23 protein-coding genes and 1 pseudogene are annotated in these 20,534 nt (G+C 63.3%); 18 read left to right on the top strand and 6 right to left on the bottom strand.

All coding sequences use genetic code 11. The features are described 5' to 3' along the window. Window positions 1–105: 105 nt before the first annotated feature. The gene (locus FXV83_RS20650) at window positions 106–1,302 is read right to left on the bottom strand and encodes an amidohydrolase family protein (RefSeq protein ID WP_148741236.1); all 1,197 of its coding nucleotides are present in this window, start codon (window positions 1,300–1,302) and stop codon (window positions 106–108) included. A 158-nt stretch (window positions 1,303–1,460) separates the two neighbouring features. Between FXV83_RS20650 and FXV83_RS20645 the strand changes: the two genes are divergently transcribed. From FXV83_RS20645 to FXV83_RS20610, 8 genes are all read left to right on the top strand, one after another. Next, entirely contained in the window at window positions 1,461–2,234 is a 774-nt protein-coding gene (locus tag FXV83_RS20645; RefSeq protein ID WP_148741235.1) for a ferredoxin--NADP reductase, read from the top strand. Window positions 2,235–2,433: 199 nt separating this feature from the next. Beyond that, window positions 2,434–2,760 (top strand): hypothetical protein, encoded by a 327-nt coding sequence (locus tag FXV83_RS20640; protein ID WP_148741234.1) that lies wholly within the window; start codon window positions 2,434–2,436, stop codon window positions 2,758–2,760. A 104-nt stretch (window positions 2,761–2,864) separates the two neighbouring features. Then, window positions 2,865–4,166 carry a cytochrome P450 family protein gene (locus FXV83_RS20635; RefSeq protein ID WP_148741233.1) on the top strand — a complete coding sequence of 434 codons (1,302 nt, stop codon included), beginning with the start codon at window positions 2,865–2,867 and terminating at the stop codon, window positions 4,164–4,166. A 105-nt stretch (window positions 4,167–4,271) separates the two neighbouring features. Further along, entirely contained in the window at window positions 4,272–4,457 is a 186-nt protein-coding gene (locus FXV83_RS20630) for a hypothetical protein (protein WP_148741232.1), read from the top strand. Window positions 4,458–4,467: 10 nt separating this feature from the next. Continuing rightward, entirely contained in the window at window positions 4,468–4,665 is a 198-nt protein-coding gene (locus tag FXV83_RS20625) for a hypothetical protein (protein ID WP_148741231.1), read from the top strand. A gap of 7 nt (window positions 4,666–4,672) precedes the next feature. Then, window positions 4,673–4,906, top strand: coding sequence for a hypothetical protein (locus FXV83_RS20620; RefSeq protein ID WP_148741230.1), 234 nt, complete (start codon window positions 4,673–4,675; stop codon window positions 4,904–4,906). Continuing rightward, window positions 4,907–5,170, top strand: coding sequence for a hypothetical protein (locus tag FXV83_RS20615; protein ID WP_148741229.1), 264 nt, complete (start codon window positions 4,907–4,909; stop codon window positions 5,168–5,170). 32 nt (window positions 5,171–5,202) lie between these two features. Next, on the top strand, window positions 5,203–5,448 hold the full coding sequence (locus tag FXV83_RS20610) for a hypothetical protein (RefSeq protein ID WP_148741228.1): 246 nt from the start codon (window positions 5,203–5,205) through the stop codon (window positions 5,446–5,448). A 35-nt stretch (window positions 5,449–5,483) separates the two neighbouring features. Here the strand turns inward: FXV83_RS20610 and FXV83_RS20605 are convergent, their stop codons facing one another. Continuing rightward, window positions 5,484–6,728, bottom strand: coding sequence for a DUF763 domain-containing protein (locus FXV83_RS20605; RefSeq protein WP_148741227.1), 1,245 nt, complete (start codon window positions 6,726–6,728; stop codon window positions 5,484–5,486). A gap of 214 nt (window positions 6,729–6,942) precedes the next feature. After that, window positions 6,943–7,920 carry a tripartite tricarboxylate transporter substrate binding protein gene (locus FXV83_RS20600; RefSeq protein WP_148741226.1) on the bottom strand — a complete coding sequence of 326 codons (978 nt, stop codon included), beginning with the start codon at window positions 7,918–7,920 and terminating at the stop codon, window positions 6,943–6,945. A gap of 114 nt (window positions 7,921–8,034) precedes the next feature. Between FXV83_RS20600 and FXV83_RS20595 the strand changes: the two genes are divergently transcribed. The 8 genes from FXV83_RS20595 (at window position 8,035) to FXV83_RS20560 (ending at window position 15,229) form a co-directional block, all read left to right on the top strand. After that, window positions 8,035–8,745: a TetR/AcrR family transcriptional regulator gene (locus FXV83_RS20595; RefSeq protein ID WP_148741225.1), complete on the top strand. Its 711-nt coding sequence runs from the start codon at window positions 8,035–8,037 to the stop codon at window positions 8,743–8,745. A gap of 70 nt (window positions 8,746–8,815) precedes the next feature. Beyond that, window positions 8,816–9,775 carry an amidohydrolase family protein gene (locus FXV83_RS20590; protein ID WP_148741224.1) on the top strand — a complete coding sequence of 320 codons (960 nt, stop codon included), beginning with the start codon at window positions 8,816–8,818 and terminating at the stop codon, window positions 9,773–9,775. Window positions 9,776–9,780: 5 nt separating this feature from the next. Beyond that, the gene (locus FXV83_RS20585) at window positions 9,781–10,659 is read left to right on the top strand and encodes an amidohydrolase family protein (protein WP_148741223.1); all 879 of its coding nucleotides are present in this window, start codon (window positions 9,781–9,783) and stop codon (window positions 10,657–10,659) included. Next, window positions 10,656–11,957 (top strand): C4-dicarboxylate transporter DctA, encoded by a 1,302-nt coding sequence (gene dctA / locus FXV83_RS20580; protein ID WP_148741222.1) that lies wholly within the window; start codon window positions 10,656–10,658, stop codon window positions 11,955–11,957. The genes FXV83_RS20585 and dctA overlap by 4 nt, the downstream gene beginning before the upstream one ends. A 67-nt stretch (window positions 11,958–12,024) precedes the next feature. After that, entirely contained in the window at window positions 12,025–12,738 is a 714-nt protein-coding gene (locus FXV83_RS20575; RefSeq protein WP_148741221.1) for a PIG-L deacetylase family protein, read from the top strand. Then, on the top strand, window positions 12,735–13,418 hold the full coding sequence (locus FXV83_RS20570) for a 4-carboxy-4-hydroxy-2-oxoadipate aldolase/oxaloacetate decarboxylase (RefSeq protein WP_148741220.1): 684 nt from the start codon (window positions 12,735–12,737) through the stop codon (window positions 13,416–13,418). Before FXV83_RS20575 ends, FXV83_RS20570 begins: the two co-directional genes overlap by 4 nt. A gap of 21 nt (window positions 13,419–13,439) precedes the next feature. Beyond that, window positions 13,440–14,309: a substrate-binding domain-containing protein gene (locus FXV83_RS20565; protein ID WP_148741219.1), complete on the top strand. Its 870-nt coding sequence runs from the start codon at window positions 13,440–13,442 to the stop codon at window positions 14,307–14,309. Further along, window positions 14,306–15,229, top strand: a complete 924-nt coding sequence (locus FXV83_RS20560) for a DUF1932 domain-containing protein (protein ID WP_187436033.1) — start codon at window positions 14,306–14,308, stop codon at window positions 15,227–15,229. Before FXV83_RS20565 ends, FXV83_RS20560 begins: the two co-directional genes overlap by 4 nt. Here FXV83_RS20560 and FXV83_RS20555 read toward each other — a convergent pair. Further along, the gene (locus FXV83_RS20555; RefSeq protein WP_148741217.1) at window positions 15,213–16,487 is read right to left on the bottom strand and encodes an amidohydrolase family protein; all 1,275 of its coding nucleotides are present in this window, start codon (window positions 16,485–16,487) and stop codon (window positions 15,213–15,215) included. The two genes, FXV83_RS20560 and FXV83_RS20555, sit on opposite strands and share 17 nt — an antisense overlap. Window positions 16,488–16,640: 153 nt before the next feature. Here FXV83_RS20555 and FXV83_RS20550 point away from each other — a divergent pair, with 153 nt between their 5' ends. Next, on the top strand, window positions 16,641–17,060 hold the full coding sequence (locus FXV83_RS20550; protein WP_148741216.1) for a nuclear transport factor 2 family protein: 420 nt from the start codon (window positions 16,641–16,643) through the stop codon (window positions 17,058–17,060). 105 nt (window positions 17,061–17,165) lie between these two features. Beyond that, window positions 17,166–17,312, top strand: a pseudogene (locus FXV83_RS20545) (amino acid ABC transporter substrate-binding protein); the annotation flags it as partial. Window positions 17,313–17,546: 234 nt separating this feature from the next. Here FXV83_RS20545 and FXV83_RS20540 read toward each other — a convergent pair. Both FXV83_RS20540 and FXV83_RS20535 read right to left on the bottom strand, forming a co-directional pair. Then, window positions 17,547–18,665: a glycoside hydrolase family 172 protein gene (locus FXV83_RS20540; RefSeq protein WP_148741215.1), complete on the bottom strand. Its 1,119-nt coding sequence runs from the start codon at window positions 18,663–18,665 to the stop codon at window positions 17,547–17,549. A gap of 91 nt (window positions 18,666–18,756) precedes the next feature. Next, window positions 18,757–20,382 carry a long-chain fatty acid--CoA ligase gene (locus FXV83_RS20535; protein WP_148741214.1) on the bottom strand — a complete coding sequence of 542 codons (1,626 nt, stop codon included), beginning with the start codon at window positions 20,380–20,382 and terminating at the stop codon, window positions 18,757–18,759. Window positions 20,383–20,534: the final 152 nt, after the last annotated feature.

The following is a 20,534-nucleotide window of genomic DNA, read 5'->3' as shown; positions in this document are numbered from 1 at the left end:
AGGGTGGGCAAAGGCGCGAAGCGCCGTGCCCACGATGCCTGCGGCTTCAGGACGATTGGTGGGCACGCTTCGCTTTGCCCACCCTACGGCAGTTGTACGTGGCGTCTACTTCGCCACCACTTCCGGTACCTTGCCCGCCGGCGGCGTGTTGCGGCTGCGCTGGGTGCGGACAATGCCATCGATGATGGTCATGCCGATGCCGGGGAGATCGCCGAGCTGCACGCTCTCGAGGATATTTTTGCCGGGTGAGTGCTGCGCCTTGTCCATCAGGACGAAGTCGGCGGAGCGGCCGACCTCGATCAGTCCGCAATCGAGTTCGCGCATCCGCGCGGTGTTGCCGGTGGCAAGACAAAAGGCGAGCTCGGCCGGCAGCTCGCCGAGCGAGGACAGCATCGAGACCATACGCAAGATGCCGAGCGGCTGCACGCCGGAGCCGGCAGGCGCGTCAGTGCCGAGGATCACCCTATGCAGATCGCCCATCTCGCGCGCGGTGCGCAGCGTGAACAGGGCGGAGCGTTCGTTGCCATTGTGAACGAGCTCGAGGCCGCGCTTGCAGCCCTCGCAGATGCATCGGATCTGGTCGTCGGGGAGCGCGGTGTGGCCACCGTTGATATGTCCGACCACGTCGGTGTCGGCCTCCAGCACCACGTCCTTGTCAATCAAGCCGGAGCCGGGGATCGAGGGGCCGCCGGTGTGGATCGTGCTCTGGATGCCGTATTTGCGCGCCCAGCCGACCATTTTTCGCGCGGTCGGGCCGTCCTTGACGCCGCCGAGGCCGACCTCCCCGAGCAACTTGACGCCGGCCGCGGCCAATTCCTTGAAATCCTCTTCGACCATCTCGCATTCGATCACGGGCGCACCGGCATGAACCTTCACGCCGCCCGGACGCAGCGTCCAGAACGCGCGCTGCGCGAAGATCGCCATGGCCTTCAATCCCACCACGTCGCGGGGGCGGCCGGGCATGTGCACCTCGCCGGCCGAGATCATGGTGGTGACGCCGCCGTGGAGATAGCTGTCGATCCAGTTGGTCTGGTTCTGCCGCGGCGTCCAGTCGCCGGCGACGGGGTGGACGTGGCTGTCGATCAGGCCCGGCGCAACGGTCGTGCCGTTGGCATCGACGATGGTGGTCGCGCCTTCCGTATCGAGATCTCTAGAGCGGCCGATCGCGGCGATCTTGCCGTTCTCGGCGACGATGGTATCGCCGTCCAGGATCGGCTTTTCCAGCGCGCCGGACAGGATCAGGCCGATATTGCGGATCACGAGCTTCGAGGGTCCGGTGGCCTGGGGTGCGTCATGCGCCATTGAATGGGTCCTTGTCCTTAACTGCAACGCTATCGATCTTGGGCAGCCTTGACCGCGGGATCAAGCCGGATTATTCATTAGTATACGAATGATCGTGTACAAACGACGCATAGCTGACCGCCTCGAAAACCGCCACGGACGCGACACGGAAGGGTGAGATGAGCAATTTCAATCAGGAAAGCGTTTTGAGCGTCCACCACTGGACCGACACGCTGTTCAGCTTCAAGACCACCCGTAGTCCGACCTTCCGCTTCCGCAACGGCGAATTCACCATGATCGGGCTCAAGATCGGCGAGAAGCCGCTGCTGCGGGCCTACAGCGTCGCCAGCGCCAACTATGAGGACACGCTCGAGTTCTTTTCGATCAAGGTGCCGGATGGCCCGCTGACATCGCGGCTCCAGCACCTGAAGGAGGGCGACGAGATCATCGTCAGCCGCAAGGCGACCGGCACGCTGGTGATCGATAACCTGGAAGAGGGCCGCAACCTCTATCTGATCGGCACCGGAACGGGGCTCGCGCCGTTCCTGAGCGTGATCAAGGATCCCGAGACCTATGAGCGTTTCGAGAAGGTCGTGCTGCTGCACGGCTGCCGGCACGTCAAGGAGCTCGCCTACGGCGAGATGATCACCGAGACGCTGCCGAAGGACGAATTGCTCGGCGACTTCATCCGCAGCCAGCTCATCTACTACCCGACCGTGACCCGCGATCCCTTCCGCAACCGCGGCCGCATCACCGACCTCATCACCTCCGGCAAACTCTTCGCCGATATCGGACTGCCGTCGCTGGAAGCGGCCCATGACCGCATCATGATCTGCGGCAGCCCGGCGTTGGTTGCGGACACCCGCGTGCTCCTGACCGAGCGCGGCTTCGTCGAGGGCAACCATGGTGAGCCGGCCCAGTTCGTGGTCGAAAAGGCCTTCGCCGAGCGGTGAACGCGGGCTCCCTGTAAGGGCATGATCTATTCGGAAAAACCGCTTTCACAGTTTATGCGAGGGCGGCGCTACTAAGGCGGCGCTACCGGTCCGGGCCATGCCCTTTGCGCAATAAGGCCGCATTTTCGTCGTCGCGCGGGCGTTGCGGTGCCGATTCGGCGCGCGATACTATGTGGGTGCGAATCAGCGGAGTTCCCACATGGTTGCGGACAGCGACAGCAATATCGCCTGGCACCGGGTCCAGTTGAAGAAGAACCGTGCCGAGTTGAAGGCGCTCGAGACAGCGCGCTTCATGATGGGTGAGATCGCCTCCTCGAAACGCGATGGCCGGGTCCAGAAGGCGATCGGGGAACTCAAGCGCAAGATCGCGCAGTCCGAGCGTTCGATCGCCGACTATGACAAGCGGACACGCCGTCCGCTCGGCACCGACCTGCAAAGTCTCAGCAATGGTAGCTGGAGCCATTGGGACGCCTATACCAGCCAGCAGCAGCGCAAGACCGGCCAGCGCTCGCCGGGGCGTGGATAGTTCGTCTCGGTCCTTTCCGCCGGTGGACAAGGCGGGTTCCGGCTCTTGCGCGTTGCTCGACGCATACCATCTGGTTGGTACGCGACCAACCACGCCGGTGATCCGTGACAGCGCGTATCGACTTTACCAGTGAGTCCTTCTTTCGCGATCCGTCCAAGGCCATTGCGACGCTGCGGGCGTCCGGCCCTGTGGTCGCGACACGCTTTCCCCTGGTCGGCGACGTCTGGGTCACCACCACGCATGACGCGACGGCTCAGGTGCTGAAGGACAGCGCGACATTCACGCTGCGCAAGGAGGATGGGGAAGTCGCGGGGCTGCGCTGGTGGATGCCAAAACTCGTCACCACGATCGCCAACAATATGCTGACCATGGACGAGCCGGATCATACCAGGCTTCGCAGCATCGTGGACGAGGCTTTCCGCCGCCGTGCGATCATGGACATGCAGCCGCGTATTCGCGCCATTGCCGATGATCTTGCGGCCGACCTGTTTGCGGACGGCAGCCCGGCCGATCTCGTCCAGCGCTATGCGCGCATCCTGCCGCTGTCGGTGATCTCCGAACTCCTGGGGCTGCCGGCGGCGGATCGCCCGAGGTTCATCGCCTGGGCCAATGCAATGTCGTCGTTGACGAACGTATTGAGCTTCTTTCGGCTGCTGTTCGCATTCCGAAAGATGCGGGACTATCTCGAAGAGCAGTTGCGGATTGCTCGCGCGCAGGGCGGTGAAGGCCTGATCGCCGAACTGGTCCAGGTCGAACGCGAAGGCGGCCAGATCACGCGGGACGAAATGGTATCGATGGTCTTTCTGCTGCTCGCTGCGGGCTCGGAAACCACCACGCATCTCATCAGCGGTTCGGTCTACGAACTCCTCAGAAATCCTGGTCTGCGCGATTGGCTGGAACAGGACTGGAGCCGCGTCGGTCTCGCCGTCGAGGAGTTCTTGCGCTTTGTCTCGCCGGTGCAGTTCTCCAAGCCGCGCTATGTGCGACAGGACGTCGAGATCGAGGGCGTGCGGCTGAAGAAGGGCGACCGCGTCATGGTCATGCTCGCCGCCGCGAACATCGATCCGGCGATCCACGACCAGCCCGAACAGCTTGATCTGGCGCGAAAGCCAAATCGGCACATCTCGTTTGGCACAGGCATCCATTTCTGCCTTGGTCATCAGCTCGCGCGGATCGAAGCCGCCTGCGCGCTCGAGGCGCTCTTCGCACGATGGCCTGAACTCGGCCTAGCCGTCGATCCAATGCAGGTCCGATGGCGCAGGCGCCCGGGCCTGCGCGCGATCCGGCAGCTTCCAGTCGTGGCGGCTGGTCGTGGAACACAGGAAACGACGTGCCAACACAAGAGGCCGGCCGTTCCCTTAATGCGGCGAACTGACGTGAGCGCTGCTTCGGAAAATTGTCCCTGAGCGGGGCAGCCGGGAACGGTCTACGGCGCTTCCTGTTGTCATCAAGACCTTGAAGCAGCGACGAGTTTCTTTCCGCTCGCTTCGTCTTTGCAGGAGATCAGGATCATGACCAGTAAGAAGCCACCTGTTCCCCCTCAAAATCAGAGCCCAAGGGGAACCGGCGACAACAAGCAGATGTCCGCGGACCAGGCGCCGCACGGCCAGCAGCGCGTGCAGAATCCGGATCAGCAGGGTCAACAGGGCAACATCAAGCAGAACACGACCAATCAGGGCTACCAGCAAGACCGCTGAGGAGGGCCTTATGTCGACATCCACCAAGACACCCAACAGCATTCGTCAGGGCGGACCTGGCGCAGCCCACGAGAACGCCAAGGCGCCGCTGGAAGTCAAGAAGCCGCCGGCCGATGATCCGCAGCGAAGGCATAGCCGCGTTTCCGGCGGCGGAGGTGAACGCGATTCCCATCACAGGCACGATGCCAAAGACAAGGGCGGAGGGTAATCTAGTCATGAGCAGCAAACAGCCAAAACTATATACGCCGACAAGTAAGGATCTTCGCGATAATCCGCTGATCGGAGGATCAAAGGGAGCGAACATGGCGGGTGCGTCGCCCGATGATGTCGAGGATGCGCTCGGGGAGAACACGATCGAAGGCGACTTCGAGAACGACGTGAACATCGCCGGCGGCATCGACAAAGACGTCGCACACAGCGGCGCCCCACGACGAGGGCGGAGGCCATAAATGCAAGGCAAGAAAACACACGAACAGCAGGTGCGCATCCTCGAGCGCAAACCGGATGTTCCCGATGCGCGAGAGCTAGACCGAGCGCTGGGCCGCAATCCCGAGGAACACCGCGCACACCACGCGCGAAGCGAGGCGCGGCATAGCGAATTCCCCGTGAGCCGCGGTGGCCTCAACCAGGAAAGCGACCACAACAAGCATAACCGTGCTCGCCAGAGTGGCCACATGCGGCCGAAGCCAACGCCGGCGCAACAGAAGCACTGACTTTCGGGGTGATAGCGCAAGAGGAGAGACCGATGCCAGGTGGGCATGGCAGCAAGACGCATTTCAGATCCGGCATGCGCGGCAAGGGCGATGGCACCGGCGCCTTCGCCGAAGTCCCAAAGGAGAAGATCGGCGACAACATGGTGCTGTCCAACCGAGATAAGGCCCAACATTCGGATATTCGCGGCATGGACGGGAAGTCCATCCAGACCGAGCAATACCAGGATCACTCGGCCAACCGGATCTTGCGCGAGGATAATGAAGGCGACGAGACCTGAGAGCTGTTCCTCCCGACCAACTCGCGGACCGGTGTTCAGCCGGTCCGCTTTTTTGTTGGCGCGAGATCGCGCTCCCAGCCGAACACGGAGCGGCCGTCGAGATCGGGCGAGGCGGCGCGTTCGCCGGCAATGTAGGACTCGACCGACGGACCGTGCGCGCTGCGTTCCAGCCGCCGCGCCTGATCGTCGAGCCGCCTGATCGCCTGCATCTCCTCCTCGCGCCCGAGCTTTGCGCTCTGGATTGCGTCCTTCAAGACGCGGATGGTCTCGTCATAGACCTTGATCGGAACGGGGTAGGGATGCCGGTCCTTGCCGCCGTGCGCCAGCGAGAAGCGTGCGGGATCCGCAAAGCGATAGGGCGCGCCATGCACGACTTCGGCGACCATGGCGAGCGAGCGCACGGTGCGCGCGCCGACGCCGGGCGTGAGCAGCAGTTCCGGAAAGTCGACCGGGCCGCGCTCGGCTGCCGCGGTAAGCGTGCCGTGCAGGCGCCGCGCAAATACATCCTTCGGCCGCACGTCGTGATGGGCAGGCATGATCAGGTGCGGCAGCATGGCCTGCGCGGGCTCTGTCCCGTTCAGCCGTACAAATTCGGTGATGATGCGGTCGGGGCCGAGCCCGGACAACAGTTCTAGCTGGGCCGTCCGCGAGACGTCGGCGCGGTGGTCGGTGAGGTTGACGATCTCGCCCTGCTCGGGGCCGTCGATCGCGCTGTGCGGCGTGTCGACAAAACTCGTCAGCGCCTCGGAATGCCAATGATAGCGGCGGGCCTGCCGCTTGTCGCCATTCATGCCCTGCTGCACCACTGTCCATTTGGCATCGGCGGTGACGAAGAAGCCATGCAGGTAAAGATCAAATCCGTCCTGCACCGCTGCGCTGTCGACCTTTGCGACGAGGCGGCTGGCGCGGGTGAGTTTCGCGCCGTCGAAGCCGACGCGATCGCCGAGTTGCGTCAATTCCTCCGGTGTCTTGCGCGAGTGCTGGCCGCGCCCTCCGCAGACGTAGATTCCAAGCTCGTCCTGGAGCGGACCGAGCCCCCGCTTCAGCGCGCCGATGACCGATGTCGTGATGCCGGAGGAGTGCCAGTCCATCCCCATCACAGCGCCGAACGACTGGAACCAGAACGGATGCGACAGCCGCTGGAGAAATGCGTCGCGTCCGTAATTATGCACGATTGCCTGCGTGACGATCGCCCCGAGCGAGGCCATACGGTTCGCCAGCCAGGGTGGAACCCGGCCGTTGTGAAGAGGAAGGTCGGCGCTGCCGGTACGTCGAGTCATAATGCCCAGAAATAGCGCAGTTCGGCGGCGATTGCACCAGAAGGATGGTGCATTGCACTGAGGGGGAGCGAAGCGCTGTGAACGTGTTGAGCGCGGACGCCAACGCAATGCGGGGACACGGATGCATGGAGGACATCGCCTCGACCTATGTGGTGATCCGGCTTTGGGACTGGCGCCGCGCCCGGCATCTGATCGGACACGCGACGAGTTCGCCTCACTGCGCGCGGATGTCGGCGGCCTTCAGCACCGGCTCCCATTTGGTGGCCTCGGCGTGCATGTAGGCATCAAAGTCCTTGGCGGACGAGCCGAGCGGTGCTGCACCGATCTTGCCGAGCGTCGACAGCACATTCGGATCCCTCAGCGCCGCCTTCAAATCGGTCTCGAGCTTTGTCACGATTTCCGCGGGCATTTTTGCCGGGCCAAGCACACCCCACCAGACCGAGACATCATAGCCGGGCACGCCGGACTCCGCGACCGTCGGGACATCGGGCAGCGCCTTCGAGCGTTCGGCCGAGGTCACCGCGAGCGCGCGTACCGGGCCGCCTTCGAGCTGACCGATCGCTTCCGCAAGCGGGTTGATGCTGAGCGGGATTTCCCCGGCGATCACGGCCGTCAGCGCCGGCGCGCCGCCCTTGTAGGGAATCGCGACGATCCTGGTGCCGGACATGTGTTTCAGCAACTCGCCGGCGAGATGCGCCGAAGTGCCGTTGCCGGACATGCCGTAGGAGAGCTTGTCTGGCTCCTTCTTCGCGGTGGCCAGGAGATCGCCGAGCGTTTTATAAGGACTGTCCTTGGCGACCACGATTGCAAGCGGCGACGATGCGACTTCGGTGATCGCGGTAAAATCCTTGAACGTATCGTAGGGCACGCTCGGATAGATGAACTGATTGAGCGGATGACCGCTCGCGACCAGGATCAGCGTATAGCCGTCGGGCGCGGCCTGTGTCAGCGCCTGCGAGGCGACGATGCCCCCGGCGCCGGGACGATTGTCGATCACGGGCTGCTGGCCCCAGCTCTTCGCCAGGGCCTGGCCCAGCGTGCGTGCGAGCACGTCGACCGCGCCGCCGGCCGCGTAGGGCACGAGGATGTGAACCGGCTTGCTCGGATAATTGTCGGCCTGCGCGGTGCCCCCTGCCAGCAGCAGACCGGCACCGAGCAACAAACCGCCGATCTTCTTGTTCGAACCCAGCATTTTCCGCGCTCCTGAGGGCATTTGGGTCCGTGCGACGAATTCCACGCCGCTCCGGACGCTGCCAACTGGTTTTTGTTGACGAGACCTGATCTTTTGTACGATAGTACAAATCGCATGGTACGCAAGCCCACCAGCAAGGAAACGGCCCGCAAGCCGAATATGCGCGAGGCGATCCTCGCCGCGGCCGAGGAGCTGTTCGCCACCAACGGCTTCAATGCCGTATCGGTGCGCGACATCGCGCAGGCTGCCGGTGCCAATCCCGGCAGCGTCACCTATCATTTCAAGACCAAGGACGGTCTGCTGCTGGAGATCTATCGGCGCCATTGCGGGCCGATGAATCTTCGCCGTTCCGAGCTGCTCGCCGCCGCCAAACGCGTGCGCGATCTGCAGGACCGCTTGGAAGCGATCGTGCGCGCCTATGTGGTGCCGGCCTTCACCTCGGGTAGCGATCTGGCCGGCGGCGGGGCGCGCTTCACGCGGCTTCGCGCGGTGATGTCGGCGGAAGGCAACGAGGTCGCGCGAAAAATCATCGCGCAGACCTTCGACGACACCAGCCACGCCTTCATCGATGCGATCCACGAGAGCCTGCCGCACATCCCTCGCACCGATATCGTCTGGCGCAGCCATTTCCTGCTCGGCGCGCTCTATTATTCGCTGGTGACCCCGGAGCGCGTTTCGCGCCTGTCGCGCGGTGAGGCCGACGGTGGCGATGCCGCCAGCGCCATCGAGCAGCTGGTGCAGGCAACCGTCGCCGCGTTCCAGGCGCCGCCGCTCGATCAGGCCGCGCCGACGCGCCGGCGCACGGTCGCGACCACCAAGACTTGAAAGAAACCGTCGAGGGGAGCGCATCAGCGTTTCCGCTCGCAAGCGGTCCATGTGACGGGGTGTTGAGGAAATGAACAGGCGGGCGTGCTTGCATCTCTTGACCGGGTTGGCCGGAGCCGCATGGGCAACGGACGTGCGCGCGCAGACCACTGCGCCGAAGGCGATCCCGACCATCGAGCCGCCGGATCCCAATCCAAAGACGCCTTCCTTCAAGCTGCCGCCGAAATCCTGCGACAGCCACACCCATATCTTCGGCCCAGCGTCCCGTTACCCCTTCGCTACGAACCGCCCCTACAACACCGCTGATGCGCCGCTGGAGGCGTTTCGCAGGGTGCACGAGACAATCGGCGTCGAGCGCTGCGTGATCGTCAATGCCACCGTGCACGGCACCGACAATCACGTCGTCATCGATGCCATCGCGCAGAGCGAGGGCGCCTATAAGGGCATCGCCAACGTCAACGACGAGATGACCGAGAAGGAGCTGGCGGCGCTCGACAAGGCCGGCATCTGCGGCTGCCGATTCGCCTTCCTCAAGCGCCTCGGCGGCGTCGGCGACATGACCAAGTTCGAGCGTATCGTGCAACGCGTTGCCGAGCTGGGCTGGCACATCGACGTCTATTTCGAGCCGGGCTCGATCGCTGAATTCGCGCCGATCCTGACCGCGCTGCCGACGCGCTACGTAATCGATCACATGGGCACGGTGCAGGCGGCGACGGGGCTCGGGGATCCCGGATTCACTGCGCTGATCGACCTTCAGAAGAAGGACGAGAAGTGCTGGGTCAAGATCACCGGTCTGGAGCGCGCCTACGCCGCCGGCAAGCCGTTCCACGACGCGGTGCCGTTTGCAAAAGCGCTGATCGACAACGCGCCCGATCGCGTTATCTGGGGCACCGACTGGCCGCACCCCAACGTCAAGATCATGCCGAATGACGGCGACCTCGTCGATCTGATCCCCCTCTATGCGCCCGATAGCGCGATCCGGCAGATGCTGCTGGTCGACAATCCGGCGCGCCTGTTCAAGTTCAGCTGACGACAATGATGTACACACCGACCATTCCGCCGCCCGACCCGAACACGCGCACGCCGAAATTCAAGCTGCCAAAACAGTCCTGCGACGCGCATTGCCATATCTTCGGGCCGGGCGTGAAATATCCCTATGCGCCGGATCGCTCTTACACGCCGCCCGACGCGCCGCTTGAGGACTTCAGGATTCTGCACGCAAAGCTCGGCGTAGAGCGCGCCGTCATCGTCAATGCCAGTGTGCATGGCACCGACAATACGGTGGCGCTCGACGCCATCGCAGAGAGTAACGGCGCCTACCGCGCAGTCTCCAACATCGACGGCACCATCACCGAGCGCGGGCTTCGCGATCTGCACGAGGGCGGTTTTCGCGGCTGCCGCTTCAATTTCGTTCGCCATCTCGGCGGCGTGCCCGACAAGGACGTGTTCGACCGAGTCATCGCGATGGTCGCGCCGCTCGGCTGGCACATCGACCTGCATTTCGACGCGATCGATCTGCCCGAATATGCCGACATGCTGGCGAAGCTGCCGCTGAGCTACACGATCGACCATATGGGGCGGGTCAAGGCGTCCGAAGGGCTCGATCAGCTTCCGTTCAAGATCCTGATCGAGCTGATGCAGCGCGACGAGAAGTGCTGGGTCAAGATCTGCGGCTCCGAGCGCGTGTCCTCGGCCGGTCCGCCCTTCACGGATGCGGCGCCGTTTGCGCGCAAAATCGTCGAGACCGCGGTCGATCGCGTCATCTGGGGCACCGACTGGCCGCATCCCAACGTCAAGGCGATGCCGAATGACGGCGATCTCGTCGACTTGATCCCGCTGTTCGCGCCAGAGCCCGAATTCCAGCAGAAGATCCTCGTCGATAATCCGGCGCGCCTGTTCGAGTTCGACCGATGACGGCGCTCGCGATCGACAAACCGCGCGGGCGCGCCTGGTGGAAGGAGCTCTGGATCCAGGTGCTCATCGCCATGGCGGCCGGCATCGCGCTCGGGATCGCCAGTCCCGAGGCGGGCGCCAAGATGCAGCCGCTCGGCGATGGCTTCATCAAGGCGATCCGGATGCTGATCGCGCCGATCATCTTCTGCACCGTCGTGCACGGCATCGCGCATATGGCCGACATGGCGCGGGTGGGCCGCGTCGCGGTCAAGGCGATCGTCTATTTCGAGATCATGACCACGATCGCACTGGTGATCGGCCTTGTCGCTGTCAACGTGCTGAAGCCCGGCGTCGGCATGAACATCGATTCCGCCAGCATCAACGCCAGCGCGATCGAGCCTTATGTCAAGCAGACCGGCGCCATCGGCTTCGTGCCATTCCTGATGAACATCGTTCCTGCCACTTTCGTCGGCGCCTTCGCCGAAGGCAACATACTGCAGGTCCTGTTCATTTCGGTGCTGTGCGGCTTTGCGCTGGTACAGCTCGGCGAACGCGCGGCACCGCTGGTCAATCTGATCGACATCGCCGCCAAGATGGTGTTCGCCGTCGTCGGTTTCGTGATGTGGGCGGCGCCGATCGGCGCGTTCGGCGCCATTGCGTTTACGGTCGGCAGGTTCGGCGTCGGCTCACTGGCCTCGCTCGGCAAGCTGCTGGGTGGCTTCTATCTCACCTGCGTGATCTTCATCATCGTGGCGCTCGGCCCGGTCGCGCGTCTCTGCGGTTTCTCGCTGCTCAAGTTGATCCGCTATATCTGGGAAGAGTTGTTGATCTGCATCGCCACGACATCATCCGAAACAGTGTTGCCGCGGATGCTGACCAAGCTGGAGACAGCCGGCTGCGAGAAGAGCGTGGTCGGGCTGGTGATCCCGACCGGCTATTCCTTCAATCTCGACGGCACCTGCCTGTATCTGGCGGCGGCCTCGGTGTTCCTGGCGCAGGCGACCAATACACCGCTCGGGCTCGCCGAACAGGTCGAGTTGCTCTTGATCCTGCTGGTGACCTCCAAGGGCGCGGCGGGAATCGCGGGCGCTGCCTTCGTCGTGCTGGCGGCGACGCTGTCGGCGACCGGCACTATTCCGGTGACGAGCGTTGCGCTGGTGCTCGGTATTCACCGCCTGATGTCGCAGGGACTGACGCCGACCAATTTGATCGGGAACGCGGTGGCGACGATTGCGATTGCCAAATGGGAAGGCGCGCTCGACGGCGAGCGCTTGAAGCGCGTGCTCGATGGCGAGGAACCCGCGGTCGCCGCGGCCTGATGAATTGGCTTCCCGCAGGACGCAAGGAGCCCATGATGTCTACGAATGAGAGAGGGGAGTTTGTCCCATGAATACAGGTCTCGTGATCACGGCACATCCGGGCGACTTCGTCTGGCGCGCTGGAGGAGCCATCGCGCTGCACGCGAAGAAGGGCTATCGCATGAAGATCGTCTGCATGTCCTTCGGCGAGCGCGGCGAGAGCCAGTTTGCCTGGAAGGAGGCGGGCGCGACACTGGAGTCGGTCAAGGGTGGGCGCAAGGATGAAGCGGAGCGGGCGGCCAAGCTGCTCGGCGCCGAGATCGAGTTCTTCGACTGCGGCGATTATCCGTTGAAGCTGAACGAGGCGCATTTCGACCGCATGGTCGACATCTACCGCGAGCTCAATCCGAGCTTCGTGCTGACGCACGCGCTGGAAGATCCCTACAATTTCGACCACCCGAACGCGGCGCATTTCGCCCAGGAGACCCGCGTGGTCGCCCAGGCGATGGGCCACAAGCCCGGTGCGCACTACAAATATTCCGCTCCCCCGGTGTTCCTGTTCGAGCCGCACCAGCCGGAGATGTGCAACTTCAAGCCGAACCTGATCCTCAAGATCGATGAGGTCTGGAAGGAGAAATACGAAGCGTTCCAGATCCTGGCCGCGCAAAAGCATCTGTGGGGCTATTACGAGCGCGTCGCGCTCAACCGCGGCATCCAGGGCAGCCGCAACACCGGCGTGCCCATGACCTATGGCGAGGCCTATCAGCGCTTGTTTCCGACCGTTGAGGAGGTCTTAGCATGAAGCCGGTCGTCGTTCGCAATATCAAACGCGCCGATCCCGCCGGAATGGCAGAGTACGGCGTCTCGACCGTGCACGAGGCCTATGGCCGCATCGGGCTGATGAAGCCGTACTTGCGGCCGGTCTGGCCGGGCGCGGCGATTGCGGGTCCCGCGGTCACGGTGCTGGCGCAGCCCGGCGACAACTGGATGATCCATGTCGCGGTCGAGCAGTGCAGAAAGGGCGACATTCTGGTCGTCGGCTGCACCACCGACAATACTGACGGCATGTTCGGCGAATTGCTTGCGACCTCGCTGAGGGCGCGCGGCGTGCAGGGCCTGATCATCGATGCCGGCTGCCGCGACGTCAAAGCGCTGCATGAGATGAAGTTTCCGGTATGGTCGCGCGCAATCTCGGCCAAGGGCACGGTCAAGGCGACACTCGGCTCGGTCAACGTTCCCGTGGTCTGTGCCGGGGTCAACGTCGAACCCGGTGACATCATCGTGGCCGATGACGACGGCGTCGTGGCGGTGCCGAAGCGTTACGCCGCTGAAGTCGCCGAGAAGGCGAAAACGCGCAATGCTGACGAAGGCGGCAAGCGCAAGCGGCTGGCCTCGGGCGAGCTCGGCCTCGACATGTACAGCATGCGCGAGGCGCTGGCGAAGGCCGGACTCGTCTATGTCGACAATCCCGAGGATGTCTAAGGAAAACAGCGGAGCGGGCGGATGGATCGTCTCAAGCTGAAGGCCGTGCTCGGCAGTCACCGCCATGTCCAGGCGGTGAAGAGCGGCGAGCTTCGCTCCGACCTTTTCGATCTCGACTTCATCGAGTACACGCCGACCAACACGGCGTTCAAGCCGATGGTGCGCGAGCAGGCGTTCGACGTCTGCGAGATGGCGATCGTCACTTATCTGATGGCGAAGGCGTACGGCAAGCCACTAGTGCTGCTGCCGGCGACCATGCTCGGCCGCTTTCAGCATGCTTACGCGCTGTATAATCCCGCGCGCGGAACGCTCGGGCCGTCAGACCTCGAAGGCAAGCGCGTTGGCATCCGCTCGTTCACGACGACGACCGGCGCCTGGATCAGGGGCATCCTCGCCAACGATTACGGCGTCGATCTCGACAGCATAAGCTGGGTGACATTCGAGGATCCGCACGTCGCCGAATATGTCGACGCCACCGAGCGCGCGCCAAACGACAAGAAGATCCTGCAAATGCTGATCGACGGCGAGATCGACGCCGTCCTCGGCGAGACCTCGAACGACGCGCGTCTGAAGCCGTTGTTCCCAGATCCCACTGCAGAGGCGGCGAAATGGTACGCCCGCTGCGGCGTCGTCCCCGTCAACCATCTCGTGGTCGTGACCGAGCAACTCGCGAAATTGCATCCCGACGTGGTCGCAGATGTTTATGATCTTCTCAAGCAGAACAAGATGCAGGCCGGGCCGGCGGCAACGCCCGACCTCCTCCCGTTCGGCATCGAGGCAAACAGGAAGCCACTGGAGCTGATCGTCCAATATGCGTTCCAGCAGGCGCTGATTCCGCGGCGATATGAGGCCGACGAGCTCTTCGACGCGACGACACGAGGACTGAACTGATGTCGGATCCGAGGCGATGGCAGATAGGACTGGTCGGCTATGGCGAGGTTGGCAGGATTCTGGCCGAGGATCTGCGGCAGCAGGACATCAAGGTCGCAGCCTATGACATCAAGCTCGGCGGCGAGCAGGGCGCGCCGCTAAGGGATCATGCGGCGAAGTTCGACGTGGCGCTGGCGGCGTCTCATGCCGAGCTCACCGCGAGATCCGATTGCATCGTGTCTGCCGTCACTGCCAGCCAGGCCGTGCCGGTGGCAAAGGCCTGCGCTGCGGCGATCAACCAGGGCACGTGGTTCCTCGATTTCAACTCGGCCTCCCCCGGCGCCAAGCAACGCGCCGCCGCGCTGGTCGATGATGCCGGCGGACGTTATGTCGAGGGCGCGGTGATGACGTCTGTTCCGCCCTATCGCATCAAGGTGCCGCTGCTGCTCGGCGGTCCCGGCGCGCGGGAGCTCGAGTCGCTTCTGAACGCGATCGGTTTTTCGGCCAAGGTTGCCAGCGACCAGCTCGGCGTATCGTCCGCGGTAAAGATGTGCCGCAGCATCATGATCAAGGGCCTTGAGGCCATGGTCATCGAAAGCTTCACCACCGCGCGTGCGTACGGCGTCGAGGACGCGGTGCTGGCCTCGCTCGCGGAAACGTTTCCCGCGATCGACTGGGAGAAGCAGGGTGCCTATTTCTTCCAACGCGTGATCGAGCACGGCCGCCGTCGTGCCGAGGAGGTGCGCGAGGTCGCGGAGACCGTTCGTGAGGCCGGGCTGACGCCGTGGTCGGCGCAAGGCACGGCCGAACGGCAGGCCTGGGTGGCCGACCTCGCCGACCAAGGTCTGTTCGGCGCAAAGGGCACGAAGGAGTTTGCCCGCAGTGCTGATTGGCGCACGGAGGCGGACCGCATCCTGGCCAGGGTCAAGCGTGAGGGATGACGACCCGCGCCTTACCTGACTCGGACGGCGGAAACGTCACGGCTTGATGCCGTTCGAAGGTCTTCCGGCCGCTCTTGAATCCCATCAGGATTTCAGGCAGCTCCGCGATGGCGAAGCGGCTGTCGTGCGTATCGAGCACGATGAGATCGGCGGGCCTTCCGACCTCGATTCCGTAATCCTTCAAGTTCATCAGCCGCGCCGGCAGCTCGGTCACGAGGTCGAGGCAGGTGTCGAAATCGCTGACCGAGGCATGCGCAACATTGGCGTAGAAATTCGCCATGCGCAGCAGCGAGGCATCTCCGAACGGCGTGAAGGGATTGAGTACGTTGTTGGTAGCGACCGAGCAGAGCACGCCGTTATCGACGAGCTTGTGGGCAAGAGTCAGCCCGCGCGGCGCGCTGTGGGTGGCTTCGCGTCCCATCAGATAAAGATCGGTTGCGGGCAGCACGGTGACGGCGACGCCAGCTTTCGCCAGCTGTGCGGTAGCGGCCTTCAGCCGTTCCGGCGGCAGCGCCGAGAGTTTTGTGGCGTGGCCGATCGCCACGCGCCCCTGATAGTTGCGCCGCTCGGTCTGCCGGCAGACTTCGTCGAGGTGCCACCAGGACGGATCGAGATCGAAGTCGAGATGCAGATCGACGTCGACGTCGAATTCTTGTGCAAGATCGAAGATACGCGCGAGATGGGCGTTCGGATCGGTGTCCGTGTAGGGACAGCCGCCGATCGTTTCGCCACCGTCGCGCAGCGCCTGGACCAGGAGCTCATCGCTGCCGGGATCTTTGGTCAGGCCCTCCTGCGGGAAGACGCAGAGCGACAGATCGATCGCCCAGGCATAGTCGCGCTTGAGTGCCTTGACCGCCTCGAAGCCGCGCAAGCCGATCCGCGGATCGATCTCGACATGGGTGCGCATACGCGTCGTGCCATGCACGATGGCACGTTCAAGCACTTTGGCGCCGCGTGCGTAGACGTCCTCGACGGTGAAATCCCGCTTCATCCCGGCGACGGCGCGGATGGCTTCCGAGACGCTGCCGAGATTGTGCCCGCAGCGACCGAGCAGGCAGGCCTTGTCGAGATGGATATGGCTGTCGACGAACCCGGGCAGGGCCAGCCGGCCGCCGATATCGACTTCGACAGCCTCGCAGGCGAGCCTTGGTTCGATCGCAGCGATGCGGCCGTCCTTCACGCCGACATCGACGGGTGCGGCGGATGATCGCAACAGGGCGTTACGGAAGATAAGATCGAAGGCGGTGTGTGCGATCATGGTGCTGGATCTTGCGGAGCGTACCCTATAGCAGCTTGCTGCGTTCGGCACCTCGGCTTGGGCGGCAATGGTGTGTGGAAACTGATCAAAATATATGCACGCATTCCCCAAGGCGGGAGATAGTATTTCGCAGATTCCGCGGGAGATATAGCCATGTCCATTGCCGTGAAAAGCGAAAGCACGTCCTTGTCGGACGCGCAGATCGTGGAAGCCTACCTTACGGCATCGATGATTCCCGATCCCGACGCCGCGGCGGCCTTTATGGCGCCGGGCACGATCATCACGTTCACGGGTGGGCGTGAGTTTGATCATCCGCGGGGCCCCACCTCCTTCAATGCGATGCGTTACCGCTGGGTCAAGAAGAAGATGGATCGGTTTGACGTCTGTCCAGGTAACGGCGAGACCATCGTCTACAGCGTCGGCACGTTGTACGGCGAGTGGAAGGATGGGATCGCCTTCGAAGGCAATCGCTATGTCGATCGCTTCGTGGTGAGGAACGGCAAGATCACAAAGATGGACGTCTGGAACGACGGCGCGGAGCGCATTCTGGTGCGGCGCGGCATCGAAGCGTAAAGTGGATTTCGTCGATCGAACAGCTTGAAGGCTGCGCAACGGCACGCTCGACCTGCACTGCTCGGCAACCACCAACAACGCCGACCGCCAGAAGCAGGTCGCCTTGAGATCGAGGTCCTCTACAAGAAGTGGCTGCAATCGCCAACGCCGCCGAATGGCCTGAACTACAACGTCCCGATGTCGCCGTCCCTGCGCAATGCGTTCAAGAAGCCGAGCTCGAGCTTCGATCCCGACGTGTATGTGGTGAATTGAGGCGAGGGCGCCGAGGCGCTGGTTGCGATCACGGTGCGCATAATTGTGCCCTCTCCCTTTGTGGGAGAGGGCAGCTCCGCTGGTGGACACGTATTCGTAGGGGTGAGGGGTCTGTCTCCGCGGACAAAGACCCCTCATCCGGCGCGCTTACGCGCGCCACCTTCTCCCACAGGGGGAGAAGGGAAGACGGCACTGTGCTCTCGGCGAGCGCAGTGAGAGAGGCGACGGCAGCGCCTAGCCGATCTCGAGATAGTCCGGGCCGGGCAGTCGTGGGAAGGGCGGCGTCGGCAGCGTTTGGTACCAGAATGCGACCGAGGCGATGTCATCCTGCAACGGAAGATATTTCGCCTCCTTGGTGCCGGGCAGCCACCCCAGCGCCTGGATCGTCACGCGCAGATCGGATTGAAAGCGCACGGGGTCCGGGATGTGCCAGCGATACATGCCGAAGCGCTGCTGCGACTTGTAGACGCCGTCGGGTCGGATCACCTGCGGCAGGCCGGCATAGGACGTGGTGAATTCCTGGTAGCGCGATTGCTGCACCGGGCCTTGGCCGGAATGGGCGACGTAGGGATCGAAATTATAGGCGCCGCAGAAGTAGTCCTCGGTGCCGGTGCCGCAGATGGTCGGAAATTCGCCGTCGCCGTCGATGAAGAATTTGATCTCGCCTTCGCCCCACCAGCCATTGTTGTTGACGCCCCAGGCCATATAGGTGCCGACATAATGGCCGCGGCCCGTTACGCCATCGAGGACGGTGTAAGCCTCCTTGTAGGGCAGCGGGTTGGTGCGCCGGAACTGGGCATGGAAATAGGCGCAGTCCTCAAGCACCTCGGTCAGCGCATAATTGATCTGGTAGTAAACGGTCAGCGGCTCCTCGCTGCGGTTCTCGAGCGTGAAGCGCGCGCGCTTGCGAAACGGCATTTCCCAATAGCAGTTGAAGGCGCGGCCGGGATTGACGCAGACTGCGAGCGAGGACACTTGCGCAAACTCCTCCCATCCGCAGGCAAAGAAATCGCCGGCCGGGCATTCCACGCTCGGGAGCGTTTGATCGTCCCAATAGACGCGCAGAATCGAATGGCGCAGGCGCCCGCGCGCGAGCGTCATCCAGATCTGCTGGATCGCGCCTTGGCCGGCGATGTCAGCAAGGCTGAACGTCGCGCCGGGTTCGATGACGACGTAGGGCGAGACCTTCCAGCCCTGCCCGAGATCACGGGCCTGACGCGCCGCGGGCCCATCGACGGACATGCCGCCTTTGCCCTTCTCACCGGTGAAATTCTCGGGGCTGATCGAGCGCGTCTGCGCATTCGACAGGCGCGACAGGTTGCCGAGATGCATGCCCAATCCGGAAAACGCCATGATGTCCTCGATTCAGGGTTTAGCGAGGTCTCGATATATCGCTCCCGAATCTACCAAAAGATGAAGACCGCGCACGGAAGGGGCGCGTGCTTTATGCGACGCGGTACTCCCTGAACTTATCGCGCAGGGCCGATTTGAGCACCTTGCCGGTGCCGGTCATCGGGAATTCGTCGAGGAATTCGACGGCATCAGGCATCCACCAGCTCGCAATCTTCGGGCGCATGTGGTCGAGCAGCGTCTTGCCGTCAACGGTTGCTCCTTTCTTGCGGACGACGAGCAGGAGGGGCCGCTCCTGCCACTTCTCGTGTGCGATGGCGACGACGGCGGCTTGCAGCACGTCGGGATGCGACAGCGCGACGTCTTCGAGCTGGATCGAGGAGATCCATTCGCCTCCGGACTTGATCACGTCCTTGGAGCGATCGGTCAATGTCACATGCCCGTGGGCGTCGATCACGGCCATGTCACCGGTGATCAGCCAGCCGTCGCGGTCGAGACCTTCGTCCAGCTTCATGTAGCCGGAGGCGACCCAGGGACCACGGGCGCGCAGATGACCTACCGTCTTGCCATCGCGCGGCAGTTCGTTGCCGCCGTCGTCGACGATGCGCAAACTTGTGCCGAAACAGGCGCGGCCCGACACCTGCCGCCGGTCGAATTTCTCCTTGTCGCTGAGATGCTCCGATCCGGGCCGCAAGCCCGGCATCGAGCAGCCCAGGGCCTCGGTCATGCCCCAGGCCTGGATGTAGTCGATGTCGAAGTCGCGCTTCAGCTTCTCGACCATCGCGCGCGGCGGCGCCGAGCCCGACGACAGTGTTGCGCGCAATGTCGAGAACCGGTTGCCTGTGCGACCGAGCCAGTCGAGCAGGATCAGCCAGAAGCTCGGCACGCCCGCCGACAGCGTCACCTTCTCGCCTTCGAGCAGTTCGTAAAGCTTGTCGGGCTCGTAGTTGCGGCCGGGCAGCACCAGCTTGGAGCCGGTGTAGGGCGCGGTGAACGGCATGTTCCAACCGTTGCCGTGGAACAGAGGCGCCATTGGCATCATCACCTCGCGTACGCCTTCGACATGGCCGGGCAGGAAGTCGAAATTGCAGCAGGTCATGGTCTGCAGGATCGCGGCGCGGTGCGAATAGATCACGCCCTTGGGATTGCCTGTAGTGCCCGAGGTGTAGCAGATGGTGGACGCGGACTTTTCGTCGAACAGCGGCCAGGCGAAATCGGCATCGCTCTCTTGTTCCAGAAGCTCTTCGTAGCAATGCGCGTTCGCAAGCCTGGTCTCCGGCATCCGCTCGCGCGAGGACATCACGATATACCCCTCGATCGTCTTGAGCTGCGGCGCGATCGCCTCGACGATCGGCAGCGTGGCGCGGTCGACGAATAGGAGTCGGTCTTCGGCGTGGTTGATGATGTAGACGAGTTGCTCGGGAAACAGCCGCGGATTGACGGTGTGCAGAACATAGCCCATTCCCGGTGCCGCATAGAACATCTCGAAATGGCGGTGGGTATTCCAGGCGAGCGTGCCGACGCGGTCGCCCGCCTTCATGCCGAGCCGCTGCAAGGCCCGCGCCATGCGCTTGATGCGCGGATGCGCATCGGCATAGGTGTAGCGGTGGATATCGCCCTCGATCTCGCGCGCGACGATCTCCGCTTCGCCGTGATAGTCGGCGGCGTACTGGATGAGGCCGCTGATCAGGAGCGGCATGTCCATCATCAATCCCTGCATCGTTTCCTCCTCACAGCCATGTCGTTGCATGGCGTACCCTGTGATTTGAACGAGGGTAGCGGAACGCCACGCGACGTTCACGCAAAAAGCGGCGGACGCGATTGCAGGCGTCGCTTTTTCGGGGCTAACTGATGTGAGCTGCCGGCGAAACG

The sequence above is a fragment of the Bradyrhizobium hipponense genome, from assembly GCF_008123965.1.
Classification (GTDB): Bacteria; Pseudomonadota; Alphaproteobacteria; order Rhizobiales; family Xanthobacteraceae; genus Bradyrhizobium; species Bradyrhizobium hipponense.
This window is presented reverse-complemented; position numbering and strand designations above follow the sequence as displayed.

Excerpts from the sequence above, each read along its gene's own strand:
- FXV83_RS20650 (WP_148741236.1), bottom strand. The coding sequence starts at position 1,302 with ATGGCGCATGACGCACCCCAGGCCACCGGACCCTCGAAGCTCGTGATC.
- FXV83_RS20645 (WP_148741235.1), top strand. The coding sequence starts at position 1,461 with ATGAGCAATTTCAATCAGGAAAGCGTTTTGAGCGTCCACCACTGGACC.
- FXV83_RS20640 (WP_148741234.1), top strand. The coding sequence starts at position 2,434 with ATGGTTGCGGACAGCGACAGCAATATCGCCTGGCACCGGGTCCAGTTG.
- FXV83_RS20630 (WP_148741232.1), top strand. The coding sequence starts at position 4,272 with ATGACCAGTAAGAAGCCACCTGTTCCCCCTCAAAATCAGAGCCCAAGG.
- FXV83_RS20625 (WP_148741231.1), top strand. The coding sequence starts at position 4,468 with ATGTCGACATCCACCAAGACACCCAACAGCATTCGTCAGGGCGGACCT.
- FXV83_RS20620 (WP_148741230.1), top strand. The coding sequence starts at position 4,673 with ATGAGCAGCAAACAGCCAAAACTATATACGCCGACAAGTAAGGATCTT.
- FXV83_RS20615 (WP_148741229.1), top strand. The coding sequence starts at position 4,907 with ATGCAAGGCAAGAAAACACACGAACAGCAGGTGCGCATCCTCGAGCGC.
- FXV83_RS20610 (WP_148741228.1), top strand. The coding sequence starts at position 5,203 with ATGCCAGGTGGGCATGGCAGCAAGACGCATTTCAGATCCGGCATGCGC.
- FXV83_RS20605 (WP_148741227.1), bottom strand. The coding sequence starts at position 6,728 with ATGACTCGACGTACCGGCAGCGCCGACCTTCCTCTTCACAACGGCCGG.
- FXV83_RS20600 (WP_148741226.1), bottom strand. The coding sequence starts at position 7,920 with ATGCTGGGTTCGAACAAGAAGATCGGCGGTTTGTTGCTCGGTGCCGGT.
- FXV83_RS20595 (WP_148741225.1), top strand. The coding sequence starts at position 8,035 with ATGGTACGCAAGCCCACCAGCAAGGAAACGGCCCGCAAGCCGAATATG.
- FXV83_RS20590 (WP_148741224.1), top strand. The coding sequence starts at position 8,816 with ATGAACAGGCGGGCGTGCTTGCATCTCTTGACCGGGTTGGCCGGAGCC.
- FXV83_RS20585 (WP_148741223.1), top strand. The coding sequence starts at position 9,781 with ATGATGTACACACCGACCATTCCGCCGCCCGACCCGAACACGCGCACG.
- dctA (WP_148741222.1), top strand. The coding sequence starts at position 10,656 with ATGACGGCGCTCGCGATCGACAAACCGCGCGGGCGCGCCTGGTGGAAG.
- FXV83_RS20575 (WP_148741221.1), top strand. The coding sequence starts at position 12,025 with ATGAATACAGGTCTCGTGATCACGGCACATCCGGGCGACTTCGTCTGG.
- FXV83_RS20570 (WP_148741220.1), top strand. The coding sequence starts at position 12,735 with ATGAAGCCGGTCGTCGTTCGCAATATCAAACGCGCCGATCCCGCCGGA.
- FXV83_RS20565 (WP_148741219.1), top strand. The coding sequence starts at position 13,440 with ATGGATCGTCTCAAGCTGAAGGCCGTGCTCGGCAGTCACCGCCATGTC.
- FXV83_RS20555 (WP_148741217.1), bottom strand. The coding sequence starts at position 16,487 with ATGATCGCACACACCGCCTTCGATCTTATCTTCCGTAACGCCCTGTTG.
- FXV83_RS20550 (WP_148741216.1), top strand. The coding sequence starts at position 16,641 with ATGTCCATTGCCGTGAAAAGCGAAAGCACGTCCTTGTCGGACGCGCAG.
- FXV83_RS20540 (WP_148741215.1), bottom strand. The coding sequence starts at position 18,665 with ATGGCGTTTTCCGGATTGGGCATGCATCTCGGCAACCTGTCGCGCCTG.
- FXV83_RS20535 (WP_148741214.1), bottom strand. The coding sequence starts at position 20,382 with ATGCAGGGATTGATGATGGACATGCCGCTCCTGATCAGCGGCCTCATC.